At 63.2% G+C, this 16,028-nt stretch carries 17 protein-coding genes; 6 read left to right on the plus strand and 11 right to left on the minus strand.

Annotated elements, in window-relative coordinates; translation table 11 throughout:
- Positions 1–96: 96 nt before the first annotated feature.
- Positions 97–1,488 (plus strand): aspartate aminotransferase family protein, encoded by a 1,392-nt coding sequence (locus tag RJ527_17855; protein WND75878.1) that lies wholly within the window; start codon positions 97–99, stop codon positions 1,486–1,488.
- A 93-nt stretch (positions 1,489–1,581) separates the two neighbouring features.
- Positions 1,582–2,136, plus strand: coding sequence for a hypothetical protein (locus RJ527_17860; protein WND75879.1), 555 nt, complete (start codon positions 1,582–1,584; stop codon positions 2,134–2,136).
- A 17-nt stretch (positions 2,137–2,153) separates the two neighbouring features.
- Here RJ527_17860 and RJ527_17865 read toward each other — a convergent pair whose 3' ends face one another.
- The 11 genes from RJ527_17865 to RJ527_17915 form a co-directional block, all read right to left on the minus strand.
- Complete coding sequence (locus RJ527_17865) at positions 2,154–2,651, minus strand: Hpt domain-containing protein (GenBank protein WND75880.1); 498 nt, start codon at positions 2,649–2,651, stop codon at positions 2,154–2,156.
- A 210-nt stretch (positions 2,652–2,861) separates the two neighbouring features.
- Positions 2,862–3,299: a DUF1489 domain-containing protein gene (locus RJ527_17870; GenBank protein ID WND75881.1), complete on the minus strand. Its 438-nt coding sequence runs from the start codon at positions 3,297–3,299 to the stop codon at positions 2,862–2,864.
- A gap of 106 nt (positions 3,300–3,405) precedes the next feature.
- A complete protein-coding gene (locus tag RJ527_17875; protein ID WND75882.1) occupies positions 3,406–3,936 on the minus strand; it encodes a response regulator in 531 nt (176 codons plus the stop codon).
- Positions 3,937–3,971: 35 nt separating this feature from the next.
- On the minus strand, positions 3,972–4,763 hold the full coding sequence (locus RJ527_17880) for an enoyl-CoA hydratase/isomerase family protein (GenBank protein ID WND75883.1): 792 nt from the start codon (positions 4,761–4,763) through the stop codon (positions 3,972–3,974).
- Positions 4,764–4,863: 100 nt separating this feature from the next.
- Positions 4,864–5,268 (minus strand): rhodanese-like domain-containing protein, encoded by a 405-nt coding sequence (locus tag RJ527_17885; protein ID WND75884.1) that lies wholly within the window; start codon positions 5,266–5,268, stop codon positions 4,864–4,866.
- Positions 5,265–5,885, minus strand: coding sequence for a 2-hydroxychromene-2-carboxylate isomerase (locus RJ527_17890; GenBank protein WND75885.1), 621 nt, complete (start codon positions 5,883–5,885; stop codon positions 5,265–5,267). Before RJ527_17890 ends, RJ527_17885 begins: the two co-directional genes overlap by 4 nt.
- A 16-nt stretch (positions 5,886–5,901) precedes the next feature.
- Positions 5,902–6,588 carry an SDR family oxidoreductase gene (locus RJ527_17895; protein ID WND75886.1) on the minus strand — a complete coding sequence of 229 codons (687 nt, stop codon included), beginning with the start codon at positions 6,586–6,588 and terminating at the stop codon, positions 5,902–5,904.
- A gap of 24 nt (positions 6,589–6,612) precedes the next feature.
- Positions 6,613–7,800 (minus strand): acetyl-CoA C-acyltransferase, encoded by a 1,188-nt coding sequence (locus RJ527_17900; protein WND75887.1) that lies wholly within the window; start codon positions 7,798–7,800, stop codon positions 6,613–6,615.
- Positions 7,801–7,818: 18 nt separating this feature from the next.
- A complete protein-coding gene (locus RJ527_17905) occupies positions 7,819–8,259 on the minus strand; it encodes a hypothetical protein (protein ID WND75888.1) in 441 nt (146 codons plus the stop codon).
- Positions 8,256–8,636: a hypothetical protein gene (locus tag RJ527_17910; protein WND75889.1), complete on the minus strand. Its 381-nt coding sequence runs from the start codon at positions 8,634–8,636 to the stop codon at positions 8,256–8,258. The genes RJ527_17905 and RJ527_17910 overlap by 4 nt, the downstream gene beginning before the upstream one ends.
- A gap of 11 nt (positions 8,637–8,647) precedes the next feature.
- Positions 8,648–9,106 (minus strand): PaaI family thioesterase, encoded by a 459-nt coding sequence (locus RJ527_17915; protein WND75890.1) that lies wholly within the window; start codon positions 9,104–9,106, stop codon positions 8,648–8,650.
- A 265-nt stretch (positions 9,107–9,371) separates the two neighbouring features.
- On the opposite strand from RJ527_17915, the gene RJ527_17920 reads away from it, so the two are divergent.
- From RJ527_17920 to RJ527_17935, 4 genes are all read left to right on the plus strand, one after another.
- Complete coding sequence (locus RJ527_17920; GenBank protein WND75891.1) at positions 9,372–11,099, plus strand: methyl-accepting chemotaxis protein; 1,728 nt, start codon at positions 9,372–9,374, stop codon at positions 11,097–11,099.
- 50 nt (positions 11,100–11,149) lie between these two features.
- Positions 11,150–11,554 (plus strand): methyl-accepting chemotaxis protein, encoded by a 405-nt coding sequence (locus tag RJ527_17925; GenBank protein WND75892.1) that lies wholly within the window; start codon positions 11,150–11,152, stop codon positions 11,552–11,554.
- Positions 11,555–11,897: 343 nt separating this feature from the next.
- Positions 11,898–13,625, plus strand: coding sequence for a HAMP domain-containing methyl-accepting chemotaxis protein (locus RJ527_17930; GenBank protein ID WND75893.1), 1,728 nt, complete (start codon positions 11,898–11,900; stop codon positions 13,623–13,625).
- Positions 13,626–13,639: 14 nt separating this feature from the next.
- Entirely contained in the window at positions 13,640–16,021 is a 2,382-nt protein-coding gene (locus tag RJ527_17935) for a PAS domain S-box protein (protein WND75894.1), read from the plus strand.
- Positions 16,022–16,028 lie beyond the last annotated feature (7 nt).

A 16,028-nucleotide genomic window follows, 5' to 3' on the forward strand; every position in this document is an offset into this window, starting at 1 on the left:
AAAGATTTTCGTCTTCGCCATTGCTCTCCGCCGCGTCCCTGGACCAAACTGCGCCCGCCGAACGGCCTTCACAGCAATATCGATCAGGAAGCCCCCATGACCGCCGCCCGTCCCGCCCCCGGAAACTCTCCCGCCAGCCGTGACATCGCCTATCACGTTCACGGCTACACCAATCTGGCGAAGCACGAGAAAGTGGGGCCGCAGATCGTCAGCCGCGGCAACGGCATCCATATCTACGACGACGCGGGCAAGGAATACATCGAGGGCCTGGCGGGCCTGTGGGCGGTGTCGCTGGGGTTCAGCGAGCAACGCTTGGTCGACGCCGCGACGCGCGAACTGTCGCGCCTGCCCAACTATCACGGATTCGCCCACAAGACCCCGGACGTGACCATCGACCTGGCGGAAAAGATTCTCGAACTGGCCCCCGTGCCCATGTCCAAGGTGCTGTTCGCCAATTCGGGGTCGGAGGCCATCGACCTGTCGATCAAGCTGGTGTGGTACGTAAACAACGCCCGCGGAAAGCCGGAAAAGAAGAAGCTGATCGCCCGCCAGAAGGGATATCACGGCGTCACCGTGGCAGGCGCCAGCCTGACCGGCCTGCCCCATCTGCACGGCGATTTCGACCTGCCGATCGCCCGGGTGCTGCACACGGACTGCCCGCACCACTACCGCTTCGCCGAGGACGGCGAGGACGAAGAGGCCTTCGCCACGCGCTGCGCCGACAACCTGGAAAAACTGATCCTGGCCGAAGGACCGGAAACGGTCGCCGCCTTCTATGCCGAGCCGGTGATGGGCGCCGGCGGCGTGATCGTGCCGCCCAAGAGCTATTTCGAGAAAATTCAGGCCGTCCTGAAACGTCACGACGTGATGCTGATCGCCGACGAAGTCATCTGCGGGTTCGGGCGCACGGGCAACATGTGGGGGACGACGACCCTCGGCATGAAGCCCGACATGATGACCATGGCCAAGGCCTTGACGTCCGGCTACATCCCCATGTCGGCCCTGATGATCTCGGAAGAAATCTATCAGGACCTGGTGAAACAGAGCGAATCCTTCGGCGTGTTCGGCCATGGATCGACCTATGCCGGGCACCCGGTGGCGGCGGCGGTCGCGCTGGAAACCCTCGCGATCTATGCGGAACGCGACATCGTCGGCCATGTCCGCGCGGTCTCACCCGCCTTGCAACAGGGTCTGCGCGCGTTCCAGGACCGGCCGCTGGTCGGCGAGGTCCGGGGCCTCGGCCTGATCGGCGCCGTCGAACTGGTCAAGGACAAGGCGACCAAGGCGCCCTGGCCCAAGGAAACGGGGATCGGCGCCAAATGCCAGGAATACTGCTATGATGAAGGACTGGTGCTGCGCGCCGTCGGTGATTCGATCGCGTTCTGTCCGCCGCTCATCGCCACGGCGGCGGACGTTGGCGAGATTCTCAGCCGGTTCGACAGCGCCCTGAAGAAGACGGAAGCCTGGGCGGCGCAACAGGCGGGGTGACGCCGCGCGCGCCGCCTGCGACCACCGCTGGACAGACTCCCGACTTATCCATAGACTTGCGACTCATTCGCAATTAATGAAGGTGCCGACGCCGTGTACGCCGACAACACCCTGACCCCCCGTGAAGCCGTGCGCCTCTGCGCGCTGGGCACGCTGGCGTCCGGGCCGCGGCGCTACAGCGATCTGGCGGGGGAAATCCGGCACTTCACCAGCCATGTCCTGGGACCGTCCCTCGACGTCATGGGCACGTCCATCGAACTTCTGAAATACGAGGGCCTGGTCACCGCGACCGAGGGCAAGGGGCTGGAGGACAACGCCGTCCTGACCATTTCCGACGCCGGACAGGCGGAACTGGCGACGCTTCTGACGGCCCGCATCCGCGCCCAATCCAACGACATGAACAAGCTGATCATGGCGCTGAAGTTCCGCTTCCTGCACCTGTTGCCCAAGGACGATCAGCTCGACCAGATCGACCTGTTGCTGGAAGCCGCCGAGGGCGAGGCCGCGCGCCTGCAAAGCCTGCGCGACCATCACGCGGCCGATCCCGGCCTGTTGAACGTGTGGCTCGACCACGACATCGACGCGCTGGAACAGCGCATCAAGTGGTTGACGGATATGTCGGATAAGCTGGAGGCCGAGGGCGCCTGACGCCGTGGCCCGGCCGGTCAGTCGTCCCCGCCGGCGGCCTTGACCTTCTGTGCGACCTTGCCGAGACCATCGATCACCATACGCCCGGCCTCGCCGCCGTCGCCGGACAGACGCCCGCTGATCACCGCGCGCATGGACTTGTAGCAAAGCTTCATCAGGTCGATGTCTTCCTGGCTCAGCCGGCCCTTAAGGTTCTCGATATAGCGGCACATCAGGGCGCCGACCTCGGTCATCAACTGATAGCCGAAGCTGCCGCCCTGGCCCTTGATGTCATGGGACGTACGGTAGATGCGATCAACCCGTTCGTCGCCTTCCGCCGCTCCCGGCTTCAGCGCCGCCAATTCCGTCTCAAGCTTCTTCAGATCCGCCTCGACCCAATCGAGATAGTTCGCGGTCATCTTTTCGATGACCGCCTCGGCGCGGGCAAGGCGTTCCGGATCGACGGCGCCGGGGCCGCCCATCGATACCTTGGACTTCAATTTATTGGGTGGATTGATGATCTGCGGTTTCGCCATTTTCTTCCCAGGTTCATCCCTCCGGTAAAATTTCACGTTCTCACGCAAAATTTCCCGCCGATTTGTGAAAGAGCCTACATGGCTCGGACAGTTCAGGGCAAGGTCGCCGTTGCCGGCCCCGCCGCGCGCGCCGTGGAAACCCTCATAAATGCTTGAAATTCCCGCGTTTCAGAGCGCATCACGACATCGTCAATGCACCCCGGGGTCGGCCTAGATAAGCCCCAGGCCGCGCAGTTCGTCCGCCAGTTCCGGGGGCAGGTCGGTCAACTGACCGGCGTCCCCGTCCAGATCCGGCGGGGCATCCGCCGCGGTCAGATAGCGCCAACCCTGGAACGCGCGCGACGCACGGGGACGCACCGGCACGATCTCGGGATCGAGCACCAGGCCGCAGGCGGGCTTCCCCTGCCCGTTGACGGTCTCGTCGAAGGCCAACAGGCGCTGCCGGCAGCGCACGGCCCGTTTGATCACCCAATAGATCGACCCGCCGTCGAGAACCTCCGCCTCGCGCCGAGGCCACATGCGGGTGACGTGATACAGGCGCGGCTCCTGCCCCGCTTCGCGGCGGGCCCGCAGGCGGTCACGCTGAATCTGCGCCAGATGCTCGATGCTCTCGACGCCGACGGAAAGCTTGATGAGATGCAGGGTCATGATCGGGATGCGGCGGGCTGTGGAGAAGGACCGGCCCAGCTTAGCCAGGAAACGCCGCGTGGAACAGGCCCCCGCCCCCCGGGTTACCCACAGGACCGAACCGCGATCAGCCCCCGCCCCCCGAGCCGGTGGCCGCCGCCTGGTAGGTATAGGCCGCGCGCCGCCGCTCCAGCCCGGGAAACCGCATCTGCCGGCGACGCCGGTCCGGGCCGTAAAAATCCTCGGTGCCCACGAACGCGCGCGGGTTTTCGATGATGCTCATGAACCGCTGATAGACCATGCGGGTCGAGATGGGTTTGGCCAGGAATTCGTTCACCCCGGCGTCGCGGGCGCCGATGATCAGATCCTTCGAGGTTTCCCCCGAGACCATGATGATCGGGATGTGCCGGTCCGCCGGCGTCTTCCCCGCGCGCACCATGCGGGTCAGGTCCGTGCCGCCGATGGGATCCATGATGTTGTCGACCAGCAACAGATCGGCCGGATAGTCCGCAAGGTAGTCGATGGCCTCCTTGCCGCTGGCGACCATCTGGAAATCACCGACGTTGAGTTCGAACAGGATTTGGCCCAGCAGCTTGCGCATCGGCGCGTAGTCCTCTGCGACCAGAACCTTGATTTGCGAAAGATCGTATTCAGCCACGGCAGACCGCCCCCCGTCCTCTCAGTTGCTTTTGGCTATTTCCTGATCCAACTGGGTTTTCTTTTTTCCAGGAACGCGGCCAGTCCTTCCCGGCCTTCGCCGGAGGCGCGGACGCGGGCGATATGCCCGGCGGTCTGCGCCATCAGGGCCTCGTTGCGTTCATGGCCTTGTACATAGCGCACCAGATTCTTGACCTCGCCCATGGCGCGCGGGCCGTTTTTCATCAGCATGCCGGCGAATTCCTTGGCCCGGGGCAGGACATCGCCCTGTGCCGTGACCTCCGTGACCAGGCCGAGTTCCAGCGCCCGGGCGGCGTCGAAACGCTCGCCCGTCAGCATGTAGCGCGTCGCCTGGCGCGGTCCCATGGCGGAAACGATATAGGGCCCGATGGCCGCCGGCAGAATGCCCAGTTTGACCTCGGTCAGGGCGAATTCAGCCTGTTCGGCGGCGACGGCGATGTCGCAGGCGGCGACCAGGCCGACACCGCCGCCGAAGGCCGAGCCCTGGACCGCGGCAATGGTCGGCTTGCGCAGGCTGGCCAGGGTGAACATCAAACCGGCGAGCGCCTTGGCGTCTTCCAGGTTTTCTTCCTGGCCGAATTCCGCCATGCGCTTCATCCAATTGACGTCGGCGCCGGCGCAAAAACTTTTGCCTGTCGAGGCCAGAATCACGACGCGCACCACGGTATCGCGGCTTAATCCCTGAAACTCACGCGTCAGGCGCGCGACCAGTTCGTCGTCGAAGGCGTTGTGAATTTCCGGTCTCGTGAGCGTAACCGTCGCGATACCGCCCGCGATCTCGGTGATGAAGGGCGCACTCGTGGTCATTTGTGTCTCCAGGGCCGGGACCAATATACCGCCGATCCCGAATGTCCACCTATGAGCAAATTAACTTTTCCGAATTGTGAGAGGCAACCTAGCCAAACGGCTATTCCTTTCGGGACGGTTTCTCCACGACCGGATGGCCCGCTTCCTTCCACGCGCGGAACCCGCCTTCGATATGCGCCACCGGCGCAAGCCCCATGTCCTTGAGCGCCTTGGTCGCCAGAGCCGAGCGCCAGGCGGACTGGCAATACAGAACGAATTTCTTGCCCGTGGCGAACACGTCCTTGTGGTAGGGGCTGTCCGGATCGACCCAGAATTCCAGCATGCCGCGGGGTGCGTGGAAGGCGCCCGGCACCATGCCCTCGCGTTCCAGCTCGCGGACGTCGCGGATGTCGACGAACTGCACCTCCGGATCGTCGAGCAGCGCCGCCGCCCTGGTCACCGGCACGGTCTCGATTTCCGCGTTGGCCTCGGCGACCAGTTGCTTCACGCCCTTTTTAAGCGTCATGTCTTTTGTCCCTTCCCCAGAAACCGTTCGATCTGCCAAATCCGGTCGGAGCCGAAGAACGGCTCGCCATCGATCAGGAAATAGGGCGAGCCGAACACACCCAGGTCCAGCGCCTCGGCGGTCTTGTCCTTGACCCGCTGTTTGACGTCATCCCGCGTCACGGCCTCGGCGAGCGCGGCGCCGTCGATGCCCATCTCCTCGGCGATCAGGGTCACCTCCTGGACGTCGGAAATATCCGCCCCCTTGCCGAAATAGTGGTGATAGACGGCCTTGGCGAAAGGCACGGCCTTTCCCGGATCATGGTTCAAAAGCCAGTAATAGGCCCGCGCCGCCGCCAGGGTGGCGACGGGAAACGGCTCCGGCCAGGTGAACGGCACTTCCATCATCTTGGCCAGGCGCGGCACGTCCATGCGCATGTAGTCGCCCTTCAGCCCGATATCCGCATTGGCCGAATTGCCCGTTTCCTTGAAGATCACACCCAGCATGATCGGGTGCCAATTAACGCGGCGGCCGTAGCGTTCGCCGATCTTGTCGATCTTCTGCGCCGCCAGGTATCCGTAGGGCGACGAGAAATCGAAATAGAACTCGATGTCGCCCTTGTGTTCTGCTGTGCTCATGTCGTGGGTCTCCGCCTTACCAGGGTATCTCGCGTCCGTCATAGGCGAACAGCCGCCCGCTTTCCGCCATGCCCGCCCCGGCCAATACCTTGCGGATGCCCGTGACGCTGGTTTTCGTATCGATGGCCGCCCCCGCCCCGCCCATGTCGGTCTGCACCCAGCCGGGATGCAGCAGGATCACGGCGACGTTCCGGTCCCGGACTTCCTCGGCGAACACATGCATCGCCATGTTCACCGCCGCCTTCGACGTGCGGTAGGCATAGGACGCCGAATTGGGCGACGATTCCGCGATCGACGACAGCACCGACGACACCGTGGCGATCATGCCGCCGCCGCCCGCCGCAACCAGCGGCAGAAAGGCGCCGGACACCTTGAGCGGCGCCATGGTGTTGATCCGGAACGCCTGCTCCCAATCGGCGTAATCGATGTCCTGGTGGCTGGAGTTGCGGTCGCCGTAAACCCCGGCGTTGTTGATCAGAAGGTCGATCTTGGTGCCCGCAAGCTCCTCGGCCAAGCGGTCGACCTGACGATGATCGGCGACATCCAGGCCGTGAACCCGGATATCGCCCGGGATTTGGGCCAGTTGCCCGGGACCGATGGGATTACGGCAGGTGGCGATGACGGTCCAGCCGTCGGCCCCGTACTGGCGCGCCATTTCCAGGCCGATGCCCCGGTTGGCGCCGGTGATGAAGACTGTCGGCATGGTTCTCTCCCCCGCAGGTTTCGGTTAGGTCAGCCGTTCGACGGCCACGGCCGTGGCCTCGCCGCCGCCGATGCACAAGGACGCGACGCCCTTGGTCAGGCCGTATTTTTCCAGCGCGGCCAGCAGCGTCACCATGATCCGGGCCCCCGACGCGCCGATGGGATGGCCCAGCGCGCAGGCGCCGCCGTGGACGTTGACCTTGTCGTGCGGCAGGTCCAGATCGCGCATGGCCGCCATGGTGACAACGGCGAAGGCTTCGTTGATTTCGAACAAATCGACGTCCTTGAGGTCCCAGCCGGTCTTGTCCGCGAGCTTGCGCATGGCCCCCACCGGGGCCGTCGTGAACCAGCGGGGCTCCTGGGCATGGCTCGCATGGCCGCGGATCACCGCAAGCGGCGTCAGCCCCCGCCTTTCGGCCTCGGATCGCCGCATCATCACCAGCGCCGCCGCACCGTCGGAAATGGACGACGAATTGGCCGGCGTCACCGTGCCGTCCTTGGCGAAGGCCGGTTTCAAGGTGCGGATCTTGTCCGGGGCGGCCTTCAGGGGCTGCTCGTCCCGTTCCACCGTGACCTCGCCCTTGCGGGTCTTGACCGTGACGGGGGTGACCTCGGGCGCGAAGGTGCCGTCCTCGATCGCCTTCTTGGCGCGGGCCAGGGACGTCAGGGCGAAATCGTCCTGGGCGTCGCGGGTAAACTGGTAATGGGTCGCCGTGTCCTCGGCGAAGGTGCCCATGAGGCGGCCCTTGTCATAGGCGTCCTCCAGCCCGTCCAGGAACATGTGATCCAGGACCGCGCCGTGCCCCATGCGATAGCCGCCCCGCGCCTTGTCCAGCAGGTAGGGCGCGTTGGTCATGCTTTCCATGCCGCCGGCAACCATGACCGCCCCGGCGCCCGCGAGAATGCCGTCATGGGCCAGCATGGCCGCCTTCATGCCTGAACCGCACATCTTGTTCAGCGTGGTGCAGGGCACGGCATCGGGAACGCCCGCACCGAGCGACGCCTGGCGCGCCGGGGCCTGGCCCAGACCAGCGGGCAGAACAAGACCCATGTAGACCTCGTCAACGGCCTCGGGCGCCACGCCGGCGCGTTCGAGAGCCGCCTTGATCGCCGCCGCGCCAAGATCCGGCGCGCGGGCGCCCGACAGGTCGCCCTGAAACCCGCCCATGGGCGTGCGCGCGGCGCCGGCAATGACGATCGGATCCTCATGCATTGGTTTTACTCCCCCCTCTTACAACTTGATAAGATGAGCAAAATTATACCCCGCCATGGCCAAGCCGATCCATTCCGCGATCAGCCATCCGCGCATCAGACGGGTCCAGACAGGGTTTTCAACATTGGGCGCGCAGCGCCACAGGCTGACCGTCATCCAGATCAGATAAGGCACCGCCACCGCCGCGCCAAGAACCATGCCGGTGATCCCGCCGACATAACCGCCACGGGTATCCTGAGGCGCGAACACCAAGCCGATCTGCAGGCCGATGAAGATCGCCGCCAGGACACAGGCGAGAACGACCCCCGTGCCGAACACGCCGTAAGCCCAGAACACGATCCACAACCTCTCGCGGCCGTGCCAACAGCGGGAGAGGATCGGCTCCGGCGGCCCGTCGCCAGGCATTCCGCCGCCGCCACCATGCAGGTTGATGTAAACGGGGGTCTGGTCGTTAATCATCGCGACAACGCCATGAATGCGGTGGCCATGTTGGCGATCACCAATAGGGCCACCATGCCGCGCGCCGTGGTCGGCCAGATGCCCGGCGTTTCGTGATCGACGGACCGCCACACGCCAATGCACCACCACACGAAGGCCGCCATCAATATCCACTCACACAGCCGAAGCAGGCCGTCGAGCACATAAAGTTCGCCCGCGAAATAGGGCGACTGCGGCACCCGGAACATGTTGACCACCCCGCGTTCGAGCGCGAAACCGATAAACCACACGGCACCGCCACCCCAGAACATGCGCGTCAGGGGAATCTTGCCCTTCCAGCCGTCGATGCACCAGCGGGCCATGAATTGGGCCGCACCCTCGCGTTTCTTTTCACTCACCGGCCGCCCCCCTACCCGACCACGTCGGCGCGGCCCTGGACGCGCATCAAGGTCTGCTGCAAGGCGGCGCAGGGCAGCGCCTGGCCGTTCTTGACCACCACGACTTCGGCGCGGCAGACGGTCAGGGTCTTGCCCGGCCGCACCACATAGCCGCGGGCGATCAACTCGTCCCCGTCGGCGGGCGCCATCAGGTTCAGCTTGTATTCCACGGTCAGCACGCCGTCGCCCACCCCCATCAGACTGTAGGCGGCGAACCCGCCGGCGCTGTCGGCGATGGTGCCAACGACGCCGCCGTGAAAAAAGCCGTGCTGCTGCGACACGGCGTCCGAATAGGGCAGCTCGATCTCGCAATAGCCGGGCCGCACCTCGCCCAAACGGGCGCCGATATGGGTCATGATGCCCTGCTTGTCGAAACTGTCGCGCACGCGTTGGGCAAAGGCGTCGTCGAGAGGCTGGAAGTCGGTGGTCATGATGTCCATTGGGTTGCGGCAGCGTATCGCCGCCAAGGGGCCGCGCCTCCCCCATTATCATCATCGAACACGCGCCCGCCAGACCATTCGGCGCCATCGCGCATGCCGTCCCCCTATCCAACGCCATATATGCGCGCCAGACGATTCATATTATCATATTCAGATGTAACCGGCGCTTCCGCGAAGATACCCCGGCGAGCCTCAAGCATGTCCCCGGAATATCCGAGCAACAGCTAATCGACTGTCAGGTTGAAAGGTAACATCCATGAGCATTTCCAATTTCAAGGTTACCCACCGAATTCAGGTTTTGGTGATCCTTCTTGTGGCGGTCAGCGCCGCCATCGCTGGCGTCGGAATTTGGAAAATGGACAAGATCGGCAAGGAGATCACCGAGATCGCCGAACAGGACATCCCGCTGACGGAAGTCGTCACGCGCATCACCATCCACCAGCTTGAACAGGCCGTCCTCATCGAAAAGGGCGCCGGGCATTTGAACCCCGCGAACCTTGGCGATTTGGGCAAAAATTTCGCCGACCTCGGCCACAAGGTGGAAGGGGAAATCAAGGAAGCCGAGAAGATTCTCGCTGCCGCGGTCACCCATGCGGCAACCGCGGAATCGAAGCAGGAATTCGAACACCTTTTGACCGTCATGAAGCGGGTGGAAGCCGGGCACCGGGCCTATGAAGAGCAGGGGGAGACATTGTTTGCGCTGATGGCATCCGGCGACATGGACAAAGCCAAGGCGTTGGCCGTGAAGACGGAGGTGGATCAGAAGCAACTGGACGCGGACCTGGTCGCCGCCCTGGCCCAGTTGGAGAAGTTCACCCAACGTTCGGCCTCCAGTGCGGAACAGGATGAACAGACCGGCATGAAACTGCTGATTGGCTTCGCCCTTGCCGGCATGCTGGTCGGTGTCGTCATGGGCACCATGATCGGCCGGTCCGTTTCCGTTCCGATCAACGAGCTGACCGCCGTCATGGGCGACTTGGCCGCCGACAATACGGAGGTCACCATCCGCTTCACCGACAACCGCGACGAAATCGGCCAGATGGCGCGGGCGGTCGAGGTCTTCCGCGCGAGCGCCATTGAAGTCAAACGCCTGAATGCTCTTCAGCAGGAAGCCGACCGCAAGGCCACGGAGGCCCGCGCCGAATTGCTCACCACGGTCGCCCAGCAGATCGAGACCGACATCGGGGGAATCGCCCGTAAAATGGCGGCCGCGTCCGCCCAGGTTAAGGGTGCCGCCGAGTCTCTGTCATCGACCGCGACCAAGGCCTCAAGCCAATCCGCGACCGTTGCCAGCGCCTCCGAACAGGCATCCGCCAACGTACAGACCGTCGCCACGGCGGCCGAGGAGCTTTCGGCATCTGTCACCGAAATCAGCCGCCAGGTGACAACCTCGACCGAAATCGCGCAACGCGCCGTCAAAGAGGTTGAAAACACCAATATCAAGGTCCAGGGACTCTCGGACGCGGCGGAAAAGATCGGCCAGGTCGTTGCCCTGATTAGTGATATCGCCGAGCAGACCAACCTGCTCGCCCTCAACGCCACCATCGAGGCCGCCCGCGCGGGCGAGGCGGGCAAGGGCTTCGCCGTTGTCGCCTCCGAGGTCAAAAACCTGGCCAGCCAGACCGCCCGGGCAACGGAGGATATCTCCGCCCAAGTCCTTGAAATTCAAGATGCAACCCAGGCCGCGGTGGAAGCAACGCTAAACATCGGGAAGGTAATTGGCGAGATTAATGAGGTCGCCAACGGAATCGCCGCCGCCATTGAGGAACAGGGCGCCGCGACCCAGGAAATCGCCCGCAACGTCGAACAAGCCGCCGCCGGCACTCAGGAGGTATCGTCCAACATCACCGGCGTGGCCCAGGCCGCCAACGACACGGGCGGCAGCGCCCGCGATCTGCTCGAAGCCTCGGAAACCATGGACCGGGATTCCACGGACCTCAAACAGCAGGTTACCGATCTGGCGACCCGGATCCGGGCCGCCTGACTCTGATGCATCAACGGCTGAAGCCAACCAGCGGGCCTTAGATCTGCGACGTGGTCGCGATCATCAGCGACATTACCGAGCAGACCAACCTTCTGGCCCTCAACGCCACCATCGAGGCCGCCCGCGCCGGCGAGGCCGGCAAGGGATTTGCCGTGGTCGCGTCCGAGGTCAAGAACCTGGCCAGCCAGACCGCCAAGGCAACCGACGAGATTTCCGCCCAGATTGCCGAAATTCAATCGGCCACGGACGACGCGGTCGCGGCCATTCTGGCCATCGGCAAGGTGATCGAGGAAATCAGCAACGTCACCCACGGCATCGCCGGCGTCGCCCAGGCGGCCGAAAGCACCGGCGGAAGTGCCCGCGACCTGTTGCAGGCGTCGGAAACCATGGACCAGGATTCCAGCGACCTGAAACGCCAGGTTTCCGAACTGGCGGGTCGAATTCGCGCGGCCTAGGCGCCCCCCCGAGAGCCCCTGAACACCCGCGGGCTGCCCGTGGCCCGCGGGTGTTGGCACAGGATTTGCGCTGTCTGTTTCGAAACCGGATGGATCGGTTTCGGACGCTGGCGCCAAAGCCCACAAAACCGGGGGTCCCCGCCGAAATGGATCGGCAGGAACCCATCGGGGATCGGAGACACTTCCAGATTTCGTGTCAAATTGAGAATCGGCACCGTCTTCTGGACACATCGGAACCTCGCCGCCGCAGTAGGACAGGTTCCGCCGCCCCCGACACACGGTTATCCAGTTTCACCCGCCTTCGGCATTTGCCGAAGGTCGACGTTTCAAGGGAATCGAACCAATGAGCCTTTCCAATTTTCGTGTTTCCAGCCGCATCAACGCCCTGGCCCTGGTGCTTCTGCTGATTTTGGCGGCCGTGGCCGGCACCGGAATCTGGAAGATGCACAAAATCGGCGCCGAGATCGAAGAGATCGCCGAACGCGACCTGCCACTGACCGAGATCGTCACCAAGATCACCGTGCATCAGTTGGAGCAGGCGATCCTGTTGTCCAAGTCCGCGGGGCACCTCAATCCCGCGGATATCTCCGTCACGTCGAAGAAATTCGCCGACCTGGGCCATAAGGTCGACGCCGAGTTGAAACAGGCCGCCGGAATGGCGACCGCCGCCATCGAGCATGCGGCCACGCCCGAGGCGCGGCAGGAACTTGAGAGGCTGAACGCGGCGTTGACCCGGATCACCGAGGAACACATTGCCTACGAGAAGCACGGCGAAGAAACCCTCAAGCTTCTCGCGTCGGGTAACGTGGAGGCCGCGAAGGCGCTTGCCGCGACAACCGAACAGGAGCAGCAAAAGCTGGACAAGGAATTGGTCGACGTCCTGAACCAGTTGGGACAGTTCACCGCCGCCGCGGCCCTGAAGGCCGAGCAGGACGAACATCTGGGCATCCAGTTGCTGATCGGCAGCACGGCCGCCGCCTTCATCTTCGGCATTCTTGCCGCCTTCCTCATCGGCCGCTCCATTTCCGTGCCGGTCACGCGGATCACCGAGGTCATGGGCCGCCTGGCCGAGGACGACACCGACGTTGAGATCGACTACACCAAGAACCGGGACGAGGTGGGCAGCATGGCCCGCGCGGTCGAGGTTTTCCGCGACAACGCGATCGAGGTGAAGCGCCTGAAGGCCGCGCAGGAAGCGGCCGACCGCAAGGCGGCCGAGGACCGCGCCCGGATGCTGGCCGACGTCGCCGGCCAGATCGAGAGCAGCATCGGCGCCATCGCCCAGCGCATGGCGGCGGCCGCATCCCAGGTCAAGACCTCGGCGCAAACCCTGAGCGCCAATGCGGAGCAGGCCTCCGCGCAGTCCGGCACCGTCGCCGGGGCGTCCGAGCAGGCGTCCGCCAATGTCCAGACCGTCGCCGCGGCGACCGAGGAACTGGCCTCGTCCGTGTCGGAAATCAGCCGGCAGGTCGTGCAGTCGACGGAAATCGCCGGACGCGCCGTGCGTGAGGTCGATGCGACCAACACCAAGGTCCAGGGACTTGCCCGGGCCGCCGGCCAGATCGGCGAGGTCGTCGCGCTGATCAGCGATATCGCCGAGCAGACCAACCTGTTGGCCCTCAACGCCACCATCGAAGCGGCCCGCGCCGGCGAGGCGGGCAAGGGCTTTGCCGTCGTTGCATCGGAGGTCAAAAACCTCGCGAACCAGACCGCACGCGCGACCGGAGAGATTTCCTCTCAGGTCTCCGAAATCCAAGCGGCGACGAACGACGCGGTCAATGCCATCCTGGCCATCGGCAAGGTGATCGAGGAGATCAACAACGCCACCAACGGGATCGCCGCGGCGGTGGAAGAACAAAGCGCCGCAACCCAGGAAATCGCCCGTAACGTCGAACAGGCGGCCACCGGCACCCAGGAAGTCTCCAGCAATATCGTGGGAGTCGCCCAAGCCGCCGACAGCACCGGCTCCAATGCGCGTGAACTCTTGCAGGCATCGGAGACCATGGACCGGGATTCCGGCGAACTGAAGCAGCAGGTCATCGACCTGGCGGACCGTATTCGCGCCGCCTGAGGCAGGTCACGGCAATGGAGCTTCTTCTCGACAACCACCCCGACCAGATCGCCTTGATCGGCAACGACGGCACCGTCGTTTGGGTCAACAAGGCCTGGAAGGAATCATACAACAGCCGGCGCGGCAATGGGTCCGATTGTGGGGGGCAACAAAACTACCTGAGTGTGTTGGCCCAGGCGGTCAATTTCGGCGCGCCCTATGCCGACAGGGTGTCGAGAGGTCTCCAGGACCTGATTGCGGAGAAATCAGAAGGGTTTGAGATCGAATACCCCTGTGACGGTGACGGCGTGCAGCGCTGGTTTCTAATGAGGGCGTTGCCGGTCATGATTAGGGAAACACCCCGGATATTGATCTCCCACACGGACATCACCCGGAGCAAGTCGAACGAGAAGATCCTTCTCGCCAAACAGGAACAACTCGACCGGCAGGTGACCCATCAGGCCCGCCTTCTGAAGAAAAGCGAATCCCGCCTGCGGACGGCGATCGAGACCATGCATGGCGGGATCTACATGTTCGATCATGACTTCACGATTGAGATCATGAGTTCGAATTTCGCGGAGACCTTCGACGTGCCGCCGGCTTTGGCGCGCGAAGGTCTGTCCTTCCTGGATGTTCTGCGATACCGGGCAGAAAGAGGCGATTTTGGATCGGAGGATGCAAAGGAAGGTCTCGCAGCGCGGCTTGAGGTGTGCCGGTCTCCCATCCCCAATTTTTCCGAGGACACGGTCGGCGGACGCGTGATCGAGCAGTACAGGGTCCCAACGTCGGACGGCAGCGTCGTCGTCGTTTTCAACGACATAACCGAACGGCGTAAAACCGAAGACGCGTTGAGAAAAAGCGAGGCGCTTCTGCGTAAATCCCAACGCATCGCGCGGCTGGGAAACTGGCATTGGGAACTTTCGGACACCCTTTGGTGGTCGGACGAGGTCTATCGGTTATTCGGCCTTGCTCCCGGCGAAATGCAACCGTCCTATGAGACTTTTCTCGGGTTTGTGGCGCCCGAAGATCGGTCTCGCGTGACCCAGGCCGTGGACGCCGCGCTGGCAGGTGAAGCGGATTATTCCATCGTTCACAAGATCGTCCTGCCGGGGGGCGACATCCGCGTTGTCCACGAACAGGGTGAAGTCACGTTCGATGATGCCGGAAATCCCGTTCGGATGGACGGGACAATCCTCGACATCACCGACCTGCAACGCGCGGAAGAGAACGCCAAACGGGCCGAAGCGCGGGTACAACAGCTTCTCGATATCGCGCCGGAGGCCGTGATCACCGTCGGCGCGGATATGACCATACAGCTATACAATCAGAGTGCCGAAAAGATCTTTGGATATGCACCCGAGAACGTGATCGGCCGTCCGCTGGAAATGCTCATGCCGGCGCGGTTCCATGCGGAACACCGAAACCATGTGCGGACATTCGAACGAAGTGGGGATACGGCGCGCCGCATGGACAAGCGAAGAGAGGTTGTCGGTGTCCGCGAGGACGGTACGGAGTTTCCCGCCGCGGCGTCGGTTTCTCAACTGGCGTTGGACGGCGAAAAGATTTTCACGGTTGTCTTGCAGGACATCAGCGAGCGAAAGAAGGCTGAAAGAACACTCATCGCGGCCAAGGAGACGGCGGAAGCAGCCAGCCGTGCCAAGTCACAGTTCCTGGCCGCCATGAGCCACGATCTCAGGACGCCGTTGAATGCGATCCTGGGGTTTTCCGACATGATGTCGCAGCAGTTCCTTGGGCCGTTGTCCGCCACTTATGTTCAGTACGCTTGCAATATACACAGAAGCGGGCAGCATCTTTTAGGTCTGGTAAACCAAATATTGGATCTGTCCGCCATTGAGTCGGAAACGCCCCGCCTGTTCTTCGAAAATCTCAATGCACTTGAAGCGTTCCAGGAATGTCACGCGATCATCCAGAACATTGCCCTGGAGCGCGATATCCGGATCGAAATTGCAGAGGAATCCGCCCAAGTATCGTTCATCGCAGATCATCAGGCGGTACAGCAAATTTTGCTCAATCTCCTGTCCAACGCATTGAAGTACACCGCAAACGGCGGAAGCGTTCGGATGACCGCATGTCATATCGATGAGGGTGTGGAACTGACTGTATCCGACACCGGCCGCGGTATTGCGGACGAGGACCTGGAGCGTATTGTGCAGCCATTCGCGCGGGGACAAACGAACCCTTATGTTGCGCAGGACGGCTGGGGGCTGGGACTCGCAATTTCCAAGGCGCTGGTGGAAATGCATCAAGGCAGGTTGGAAATCGAGAGCGCCCTGGGACAGGGGACCACCGTCCGAACTTTCTTTGCCAGTTCGCTCGATGCAAGCGGCCAAAACGCCAACTCGCAGGTTGTCGGCTCTTCCATCCCAGCCGTCAGTATGGCGGCACAGAGACGATGACTCTTTA

The sequence above is a fragment of the Thalassospiraceae bacterium LMO-SO8 genome, assembly GCA_031655335.1.
Classification (GTDB): domain Bacteria; phylum Pseudomonadota; class Alphaproteobacteria; order Rhodospirillales; family Casp-alpha2; genus UBA1479.

Bases quoted from the DNA above. Each gene is read 5' to 3' on its own strand.
- RJ527_17855 (WND75878.1), top strand. From the start codon at position 97: ATGACCGCCGCCCGTCCCGCCCCCGGAAACTCTCCCGCCAGCCGTGAC.
- RJ527_17865 (WND75880.1), bottom strand. From the start codon at position 2,651: ATGGCGAAACCGCAGATCATCAATCCACCCAATAAATTGAAGTCCAAG.
- RJ527_17870 (WND75881.1), bottom strand. From the start codon at position 3,299: ATGACCCTGCATCTCATCAAGCTTTCCGTCGGCGTCGAGAGCATCGAG.
- RJ527_17880 (WND75883.1), bottom strand. From the start codon at position 4,763: ATGACCACGAGTGCGCCCTTCATCACCGAGATCGCGGGCGGTATCGCG.
- RJ527_17885 (WND75884.1), bottom strand. From the start codon at position 5,268: ATGACGCTTAAAAAGGGCGTGAAGCAACTGGTCGCCGAGGCCAACGCG.
- RJ527_17890 (WND75885.1), bottom strand. From the start codon at position 5,885: ATGAGCACAGCAGAACACAAGGGCGACATCGAGTTCTATTTCGATTTC.
- RJ527_17895 (WND75886.1), bottom strand. From the start codon at position 6,588: ATGCCGACAGTCTTCATCACCGGCGCCAACCGGGGCATCGGCCTGGAA.
- RJ527_17900 (WND75887.1), bottom strand. From the start codon at position 7,800: ATGCATGAGGATCCGATCGTCATTGCCGGCGCCGCGCGCACGCCCATG.
- RJ527_17905 (WND75888.1), bottom strand. From the start codon at position 8,259: ATGATTAACGACCAGACCCCCGTTTACATCAACCTGCATGGTGGCGGC.
- RJ527_17915 (WND75890.1), bottom strand. From the start codon at position 9,106: ATGACCACCGACTTCCAGCCTCTCGACGACGCCTTTGCCCAACGCGTG.
- RJ527_17920 (WND75891.1), top strand. From the start codon at position 9,372: ATGAGCATTTCCAATTTCAAGGTTACCCACCGAATTCAGGTTTTGGTG.
- RJ527_17930 (WND75893.1), top strand. From the start codon at position 11,898: ATGAGCCTTTCCAATTTTCGTGTTTCCAGCCGCATCAACGCCCTGGCC.
- RJ527_17935 (WND75894.1), top strand. From the start codon at position 13,640: ATGGAGCTTCTTCTCGACAACCACCCCGACCAGATCGCCTTGATCGGC.